General features: G+C 58.8%; 1 protein-coding gene. It reads right to left on the bottom strand.

Going from position 1 to position 2,164, the window contains the following annotated elements:
- Positions 1-108 precede the first annotated feature (108 nt).
- Positions 109-2,164, bottom strand: a 2,056-nt coding sequence (locus BMW66_RS19790; protein ID WP_139196338.1) for an Ig-like domain-containing protein, incomplete at its 5' end; no start/stop codon positions are given.

Genomic DNA, 2,164 nt, shown 5'->3' with positions numbered 1-2,164 from the left:
AACCCTCCGTTGTTCAAATCCTCAAATCTGTCCCAAAGGTGCTGACGTCAGACACTCCAATTGAGATGGAGTTGGAGCCCGAAGACAACGCCTCGGGCTCTGCCAAACTCAGAAATTCATCTCGTATCCAAGGCTCAGCCCGTAACTTTCGAAGCCACCCGCGCCAATCCCATCGTAGAAAGTAGATGCCGAAAAGCGCCGGTTGGCTGAAAAGGCATGGTTGAAGCCCAGTTCGACTCGCCCCCGGCCGCCCTCGTAGTCGGGCGTGACTGTAGAGGCGAATCCACTGCCACTGGTATGCGACCAGATGCCCGAAGCACCGCCCCAGAGTTCGAGAGTTCCGGAGCTGACGTCAACGGTCCTGCTGAAATCCAGCCCGATCTCGATCTGCCCAAGATCAACGCTCTGCCCGGGGATGGCATTGCCCAGACCATCAACATAGCTCTTCTGGTCATCGGTGGTGTAGGATGCATCCAAGAACGGGCTCAGGGTTGTCTCGCCATATTCAAGTTCGCCGGCAATCTTCAGCTGGGCGAGTATCCGCGTGGTTTCGAAGCTGTCTTCGTAGGTGCCGAAGGGCGATATGTCATTGCGTGTCTCGCCGTAGAGTAACCGGCCCTCGAAATAGAGTGGCTGGCTCGGCGCTTTGGCAACGAAATAAGGCCCCACCATCCAGCCGATGCCAGAGACCGATGCCCTTCCGGTTTCCCTTTCGAGGTGGTCGAATTGCAGCATCGCACCGAGCAGCAGGTTCTTGTTGATGGTCTGATGGCTGCCAATTGCACCGAACGCATAACGGCTTTGGCTTGCGCCATCGGTCGTCCACGATCCGTTGGCCTGCATCCAGATCGGCCGCTTTGGATCAGTAGACAAGTCGAATATTCCACGCCCCCGGGTCACATTCACGTTGAACGCGTTGCCCCCACTTCCGGACATAAACGGAATCAGGTTGGGTTGATTGCGGACCAACTGGTTGGCGCGGGTCTGCATGTAGCCTGCGATCAGTTCCTGTGTCCGCTCCACCGTAATGTCGGCGATACTGACCGTATTCGAAACCAGGTTGCCATTGCCTGAGGCGTCCACTGCGCTGTTCGCCGGAACGAACAAGCCGACGTCGCCTGTGCCCGATGCCATCAGCGTCGCCGAATAAACTGCCCCGCTACCACTCAGGCCCGTGACATTCGCATTGGTGGCGACGATATCCGAAGGCTCGAACCCCGTGACACTTTCCGAAAAGGTCACCGTGACGGTGAAGCCGGTCGTGGCGGCCAGGGAGCCCGGTTCACCGGTTATGCGTACCGTCGGCGGAGTGGCATCAAAGATCGCGCCGACCTCGTTCGAAGCGATATTGGCGTTGCCTGCCGCATCGGTGAAGGTGCCAGCCGCCACTGACAGTTTGATCTCGCCATCTTCGGCGGGCGTCAGCGTTGCCGTATAGGCAATGCCGGATCCCGAAAGCGTAGCGCTGGCATTGATCAATGTCAGATCCTCCAAGGTAAAATCGCTACTGTTCTCCGAGAGTGTGATCGCGGCGGTGTAGGTCCCGCCCGACGGGCCCTTGAGTGCCCCGATCGTGATCGTGGGCGGCGTATCGTCGCCGACAAAGGCGAGACTGGCACCTGACGACTTGTAGCCGGCGCTATCTACGGCCATCACGACGATGTCTCCTGATGGCTGCGGCGTGGCTGAGGTTACGGTGAAAGCGCCCGTTACCGGATCGGCAGTGACGGTCTGAGAGCTCCCGTCCGGGAAGGTAACGGTGACCTTGCTACCCGGCTCGGCTATACCCGAAACGCTTACCTTTCCATCCGACATTACAGTAGGCGCAGATACCACCGGCTCATCTGGGGGGGTGGTATCTCTTACGGTGACCGTGAACAATTGCGGCTCTGCATTGTTGCCAGAACTGTCCTGTGCGGTGACCGTGACAATGGTCGCCCCCACGGGAAAGTCATGTGGACTGCCAATCACTGTGCCATCGACTGTGAATACCGGCGCGATCACCTCCCCCGTATTGTCCGTCACTGTCGCCGTCAGCACCACCGAGGCCGTGTTGACACCCTCATCTGTATCCACTTCCGTGTCAGATATCCCCGAGATCACCGGAGGTTCAACATCAGCGGGCGCGCTCACCGTGATCTCCACCGTGTCCGGCGCGGAATCC

It is taken from the genome of Salinihabitans flavidus (genome assembly GCF_900110425.1).
GTDB lineage: Bacteria > Pseudomonadota > Alphaproteobacteria > Rhodobacterales > Rhodobacteraceae > Salinihabitans > Salinihabitans flavidus.
This window is presented reverse-complemented; position numbering and strand designations above follow the sequence as displayed.